Origin of the sequence: Streptomyces alkaliterrae, assembly GCF_007097205.2 — a bacterium.
GTDB classification, from domain to species: Bacteria; Actinomycetota; Actinomycetes; order Streptomycetales; family Streptomycetaceae; genus Streptomyces; species Streptomyces alkaliterrae.
In genome coordinates this window covers 1-7,135 of sequence record NZ_VJYK02000285.1, presented here as the reverse complement: position 1 = coordinate 7,135, position 7,135 = coordinate 1, and the positions used below count along the sequence as shown (strand labels likewise).

Here is a 7,135-nt window from a genome sequence, read left to right as displayed (position 1 = left end):
GTGGGGACGGGGGAGGCGGCCAGGTCCCGGGCGGCCTCCGCGAGCGGTCCGGCCGACTCGCCGCCGCCGGCGGTACACGCGCTGAGACCCGCGAGAGCGGTGCCGGTGAGCAGTGCGGTGACCGCTGCGGAAACGGTTCCGCGGGCAGCTTTTGCCATCGTCGGCTCCCAAGGTCGGCGGAGTGCCATCCTCCGACCGGGCCCGCTTCGCCCGCCCGCCGCGCGCCGCCGTACGGGTGAGTGGATCAGAGCAGTTTGCGCTGCGTCAGACGGGTGAAGGCGACCCAGCCCGGGAGCACCGGCAACCAGAACGTCAACGCCCGGAACATCAGCACCGCCGACGTCGCCGTGGCGCCGTCCAGCTTGCCGACCGTCGTCAGACCGAGGATCAGCGCACCCTCCACCGCGCCGATACCGCCCGGAGTCGGCGCGGCCGAGCCCAGCGCGTTGCCCGCCAGGAAGACGGTGGCGACGACGACAAAGCTCACCTCGCCGCCGAACGCCCGGATGGACGCGTACAGGCACAGCACGAAGACCACCGTGAGCAGCAGCATGCCGCCGATGCCGCTGGCCAGCTTCCTGGGCCGCTGCACCACGTCGAGCATGCGCGGCACCACACCCGCGAACAGCGACCGCACCCGGGTGGTGACGAACTTCCGCAGCGCCGGGATCGCCGTCACGATCAGCGCCAGCACCGCCGCCGTCAGCAGCCCGGCGATCACCGTACGGGAGGGCGGGATGGACGCCGAGTGCTCCTTGCCGGTGAGGTAGCCGAAACCGAGCAGCAGCAGCACGTGCGACCCCAGGCCGAACAGCTGCGAGACGCCCACGCTCGCCACCGCGTGCCCGGGCCGCAGCCCGGACCGCTGCAGGAAGCGGGTGTTCAGCGCGACGCCGCCGATCGCCGCCGGCGCCACCAGCTTCACGAACGAGCCCGCCACCTGCGCGCTCACCGTGCGCCAGAACGGCACCTTCTCCGGCACGAAACCCAACAGGCTCAGCGCAGCCGCCAGATAGCTCGCGGCCGAGCAGAGCACCGCCGCCGCCACCCAACCCCAGTGCGCGTCGAACAGTCCCGCCAGCGGCACGTCGGTCAGCTGCGACAGCAGCAGGTAGGCGGCGAGCGTGCCGGCGATGATGCTCACCAGGGTGCGCGGGCGGATGCGCTCCAGACGGGCCGGGGTTATCTCGGCCTCCGGCCGGATGCGCAGCACCTCCTGGCGGATGCGGGTGAGCAGGTCCTCCTCCCTGACCTCCTCCAACGCCTCGTCGATCGCCCGTTTGTCCAGGTTCTTCTCGGCGCGTTCGATCTTCCGGTCGCCGCTGGGCGCGCCGCCCTTTGCCCGCGCCTCCTTGCGGGCCCGGGAGGCGGCGAGCACGGCCTCCCGCTCCCGGTCGGCGCGCTGCTTGGCCAGCCGGCGCAGCATCGACCGGGTGCCGCGGTTGAGCGCGATCGGCTGGAGCAGCGGCAGACTGTCCGCGATCGCGTCCGGGCCGAGCACGTCGAGAGCGGCGGCCACCGCGCGCTCCGGCCCGACCCGCAGCCCGAACGTGGTGAGCAGCTGGGCGATGTCCATCAGCAGCACCAGGTCGCCGGCGGCGATCTCGCCGCCGCGCAGGTCGGTGAGGAACACCGCGCCGGAACGATCCACCACCAGCGCCTCACCGGTCAGCCTGCGGTGCGCGATGCGCCGCGACTGCAGCGCCTTCACCTGCCGCCAGGCCGCCCGCATCAGCTCGTCGGTGATCTCGTCGTCCGGCAGCGCCTCCAACGGGCGCCCGCCGATGTGCTCGTAGACGAGCATGACCGCGTCCGGTCCCAGCTCGGAGGTCGCGATCAGCTTCGGCGCGTTGGCACCTGCGGCGATCGCCGCGTACGCCAGCAGAGCCTCCTGCTCCAGCGCTTGGCGCAGCGACTGCGAGCTGCGGCGGGTGCTGATCCCGCGCAGCATCAGCCGCCGCCAGGCCCGGTAGAAGTAGCCGTGCGCCTGCTGCTCCCGGTCGACGATCGTCACGTCCAGCGGTGCGCCGTCCTCCAGCGTCACCAGGTAGCGCCGACCGCGCTCGTGGTCGCCCTTCTCGCCCCGGTCGCCGCCGCCGGGGGCGAGCGCCGGCTCCTCGGTGTGCAGCGCGCTGACCGGTCTGAAGCCGACCCGCCGCAGACCGGCGAGCAGGTTCTGGCCGGTGGGCCGCACGTTGGGGGAGCCGACCGCGTACAGCGTCCCGTAGGCGACGCTCCAGCCGATCAGCAGGGTGAGGATGATCGCCAGCGTGGTCATGTAGCCGCTGGCCAGCACGGACAGCGCGTCGGTGAGCAGCACCACCCACAGCAGCACCCTCCAGCGGGGCCGGCGCGCCATGCCGACGGCGGTCATGTAGGCGATGACCGGGCCGAGGTAGTTGTGGACCGGGTCGGTCAGGCCGCCGGAGGGCGCGCTCTTGGTGAGCGCGTCCTGGATCGGCGCCGGTGCCGCCTCGGCCACCCACAGCGCCACCGCCAGCGAGACGCCGTGGGCGAGCACGGCGGCCAGCACGCCGTCGGCGATGCGCAGCCCGTCCCGCTTCACCAGCCGTTCGATCGCGAAGGCCACCGGGACGAGCAGGACGGCGATACTGGCGACCACCGCCGTGATGCTGATCACCAGCGGCGGCGCCTGCCCGGCGCCCTTGTCGATGTCCTTCTCCAGGCCGGCAGTGGTGCCGTGCGCGAAGTAGGCGATGCCCAGCACGACCGCGATGCCGAGCGTCCCGATCAGGAAGCGGACCAGGTCCGAGGGGCGGTGCGCGCGGGCGGCGAGCAGCGGTTCGTCGCCCTCCAGCCGCTCGCTCACGCCGGTCCCGTCCCCGGACGGCGGCGGCGCGGCCGGACCGGCTGACGCCCCGGGGGCCGCGCTGTCTTTCGAGACGGCCTTCGAGGCGCCCGCGGCGGCATTCGAGGCGCCCGCGGCGCGGTCGTCGGGGCCGGTGAGGTGTGCGGGCAGGGCGGCGGCGGAGTGGGTCTCCCCGTTGGGAGACTCCCCACTCCGCTGCCGCTCCGTCTGGTCTTCTTCATCCCGTATCACGCGTCACCGCCCGGACGATGGTGGCATGACCGGACCTCGTCCCGGCACATCAGGGTGCTTATGGGAACAGAGCCGTGACCGGCGCGCGACCCGGAAGGAGCCGTTCCGCGGGCGCGAACGGAGCCCCGTTGTCGGTGCCGTGCGGCAGGATGTCCGCCATGAACGACCCGAGCGGTGTGATCTCCGACTACGCGGACCGGGTGCTCCAGGTCGTCGAACGGATACCGCCCGGCCGGGTGATGACGTACGGCGACGTGGCCGAGTGGGTGGGCGAGGGCGGCCCCCGCCAGGTGGGCAGGGTGATGGCCGGATACGGCGCCGCCGTGCCCTGGTGGCGGGTCGTGCGCGCGGACGGCGTGCCGCTGCCCGGGCACGAGGCGCGGGTCCTGCGGCACTACCGCGCCGAGGGCACCCCGCTGCGCGACCCGGCCCCCGGCGCCGCCGGGCGGCACCGGCCCAGGTTGGACATGCGTCGCGCCCGCTGGGCCGGGCCCGACCCGGAGGCGGGCTCCCACGCGGCCTCCGAGGCGGGCCCCGACCCGGCCTCCGAGGCGGGGCACGGCCCGCCCGGCGGCTGATCCGCCCGACCGTCCGGTACGGCTGTCCACAGTCACCAGCTTCCGTCACGACAACACGTTGCGCCCGGCGCGCCGCCCCTCCGGAGCGGCCCGGGCCCCGAGGGCCGACCCGCCCCTGGCGTACCGTCGGCACAGTCCAGACCGACCCCGAAGACCGGCGAGCGAAGTGAGTTCTTCCAGCAAGTCCCCCGCGTACCGTCTGGTGCGCACGTCGCCGGAGAACAGGGCGCTACCCCGACTGGACGCAGCGCAGCGCGCGGTGGTTGAGCACGAGGGCGGGCCGCTGCTCGTGCTCGCCGGGCCCGGCACCGGCAAGACGACCACGCTTGTCGAGGCCGTCGCCGAGCGCATCCGCCGGGGCGTCGACCCGCGCCGGGTGCTGGTGCTGACCTTCGGCCGCCGCGCCGCCGGTGAGCTGCGCGACCGGATGGCCGCCCGGCTCGGCGGCACCGCGCCCCGCTCGGCCACCTTCCACTCGTTCTGCTACGCGCTGGTGCGGGCCCACCAGGACGCCGACCTGTTCGCCGAACCGCTGCGGCTGCTCTCCGGCCCGGAGCAGGACCTCTACATCCGGGAACTGCTGGACGGCCAACGGGACCTGGCCCGCCGCGGCCGCGTCGGCGCCGCCTGGCCGGACGACCTGCGCGCCGCGCTCACCACCCGGGGCTTCGCGGACGAGGTGCGGGCGGTGCTCGCCCGCAGCCGGGAACTCGGCCTCGGGCCCGCCTCACTCGCCGACTTCGCCGAGCAGGCCGGCCGCCCCGACTGGCGGGCCGCCGCCTCCTTCCTCGCCGAGTACCTGGACGTGCTCGACATGCAGGGCGTCCTCGACTACGCCGAACTCGTCCACCGCGCCGCCCTGCTCGCCGAACGCGTCGGGCCCGAGGTGGTGCCCGACACCCCCGGCGGCTACCAGGCGATCTACGTCGACGAGTACCAGGACACCGACCCTGCGCAGGTCAGGCTGTTGCGGGCGCTGGTGGGAGCGCCCCGGGCGGGCCGTACGGTCGTCGCCTTCGGCGACCCGGACCAGTCCATCTACGCCTTCCGGGGCGCGGACGTGAACGGCATCCTCCGCTTCCCCCACGCCTTCCGCCGGTCCGACGGCGGCCCCGCCCACGTCGCCGTGCTGACCACCAGCCGCCGCGCGCCCGCCACCGTCCTGGCCGCAGGGCGCGAACTGGCCCGCCGCATGCCGCTCACCCGGCTGCCCGCCGACGCCGTCCGCGCACACCGCTCCCTGACCGCCGAGCGGCCCGGCGGCCGCGTCGAGGTGTACACCTGCGCCACCCCCGGCGGCGAACGCGACACCGTCGCCGACGTGCTGCGCCGCGCTCACCTGGAGGACGGCGTGCCCTGGTCGCGGATGGCGGTGCTGGTCCGCGGCGGCGAGTCCGCGATACCCGCACTGCGCCGCTCCCTGACCGCCGCCGGCGTACCGCTGGAGATCACCGGCGACGACCTGCCGCTGCGCCACGAACCCGCCGTGACGCAGCTGCTCACCGCGCTGCGCGCCGCCGCCCGCCGCGCCGCCGAGCCCGACACCCCCTGGCTCGACACCGAGACCGCCCTCACCCTGCTCGGCTCCCCGCTCGCCGGACTCGACGCCGCCGACCTGCGCAGGCTCGGCCGGGCGCTGCGCGAGGAGGAGCGCGCCGCCGGTGCGGAGGTGCCGGCGCCGTCCGACGAACTGCTGACCCGCGCCCTGACCGAGCCCGAACGCCTCGTTGCCCACGACCGCGCCTACGCCGCCGGCGCCCAGCTGCTCGGCGAGCTGCTGCGCAAGGCCGCCGAACTGCTCGCCGGCGGCGGCAGCGCCGAGGAGGCGCTGTGGGAGCTGTGGCAGGGCACCGACTGGCCCGTCCGGCTGGAGCGCGCCGCCCGCCGGGGCGGCTCCGCCGGCCGCAACGCCGACCGCGACCTGGACGCGCTGTGCACCCTCTTCGAGGTCGCCGGCCGGGCCGAGGAGCGCACCGGCGGCCGCGGCGCCCTCAACCTCCTGGCGGAGCTGGAGGCGCAGGACGTCGCCGCCGACACCCTCGCCGGCCGCGCGGTACGGCCCGACGCCGTCCGGCTGATGACCGCCCACCGGGCGAAGGGGCTGGAGTGGCAGCTTGTTGTCGTGTCCGGAGTGCAGGAAGGCGTGTGGCCGGACCTCCGGCGGCGGGGCTCGCTGCTGGAGGCCGACCGCATAGGCCGCGACGGTCTGGCCGAACCGCTCACACCCGCCGCGCTGCTCGCCGAGGAACGGCGGCTCTTCTACGTCGCCGTGACCAGGGCGAGCGAACGGCTGGTGGTCACCGCCGTGAAATCCGCGAGCGAGGACGGCGACCAGCCCTCCCGCTTCCTCGACGAACTCGGCGTGGCAGCCGCGGACAGCAGCGTCCGCCCGCTGCGCCCGCTGTCGGTCACCGCGCTCGTCGCCGAACTGCGCGCCACCACCGTCGACCCGGCCGCCTCTCCCGCGCTGCGGGCCGCCGCCGCCGACCGGCTCGCCGCCCTCGCCGAACTGCGCGACGACGACGGCCACCAACTGGTCCCCGCCGCTCACCCGCAGCGCTGGTGGGGCCTGTACGACACCACCCGCGCCCCGGAGCCGCTGCGTGACCCCGAGCGGCCCGTCACGCTCTCCGGCAGCGCGCTGGGCCAGCTCACCGACGGCTGCTCGCTCCAGTGGTTCCTCGGCCGGGAGGTCCGCGCCGAGCCGCCGCCGACCGCCGCCCAGGGCTTCGGCAACGTCGTCCACGTCCTGGCCGACGAGGTCGCCTCCGGCACCACCCCGGCCGACCTCGACGTCCTGCTGGCCCGCCTCGACACGGTCTGGGACGCGCTCGCCTTCGAGGCCCCCTGGAAGTCGCGGCAGGAGCGGGAGAACGCCAGAGCGGCACTGGAACGCTTCCTGCGCTGGCACGTCACCGACCGGGGCGGCCGGTCCGTCGTCGCCACCGAGCAGGACTTCGACGTGACGCTGGAGGCAGACGGCTACCGGGTGCGGGTGCGCGGCAGCATCGACCGCGTCGAGGAGGACGGCACCGGCCGTGCCTACGTCGTCGACTTCAAGACCGGCGCGAGCAAACCGACCGCCGCCGAGGTCGAGCGCCACCCGCAGCTGGCCGTCTACCAGCGCGCCCTGCGGGAGCTCTCCCCGGAGCGGGAGGCCGGCGGCGGAGAGCTGGTGCACCTGCGTCTCGGCGCCACCCGCAGGGAGGGCGGGGACGAGCTGCCCGCCGTCCAGCGCCAGGAACCACTCGTCGGCGGCGAGGGTGCCACCGATGCCACCGACGCGGCGGAGGCGGGGAGCGCGGAGGCGGCCGACTGGGTGGCCGGGCTGCTGGCCACGGCGGCCGGCCGGGTGCTGGACGAGCGCTTCGGACCGGTGCCCGGCCGGCAGTGCGCCAACTGCGCCTTCCGCTCCTCCTGCGGCGCCCGCCCGGAAGGCCGGCAGGTCGTCGAGTGACGCCCGCCGACACGGCGAGCGGTTACCGTCTCCGGGTGC

3 protein-coding genes are annotated in these 7,135 nt (G+C 75.2%); 2 read left to right on the top strand and 1 reads right to left on the bottom strand.

Going from position 1 to position 7,135, the window contains the following annotated elements:
• Positions 1 to 244 precede the first annotated feature (244 nt).
• Entirely contained in the window at positions 245 to 2,980 is a 2,736-nt protein-coding gene (locus FNX44_RS21500; RefSeq protein WP_153507590.1) for a lysylphosphatidylglycerol synthase transmembrane domain-containing protein, read from the bottom strand.
• Between the two features lie 239 nt (positions 2,981 to 3,219).
• Here FNX44_RS21500 and FNX44_RS21495 point away from each other — a divergent pair, with 239 nt between their 5' ends.
• A complete protein-coding gene (locus FNX44_RS21495; RefSeq protein WP_323369561.1) occupies positions 3,220 to 3,639 on the top strand; it encodes an MGMT family protein in 420 nt (139 codons plus the stop codon).
• 166 nt (positions 3,640 to 3,805) lie between these two features.
• Positions 3,806 to 7,096: an ATP-dependent helicase gene (locus FNX44_RS21490; RefSeq protein ID WP_143650316.1), complete on the top strand. Its 3,291-nt coding sequence runs from the start codon at positions 3,806 to 3,808 to the stop codon at positions 7,094 to 7,096.
• The last annotated feature ends 39 nt before the right edge of the window (positions 7,097 to 7,135 follow it).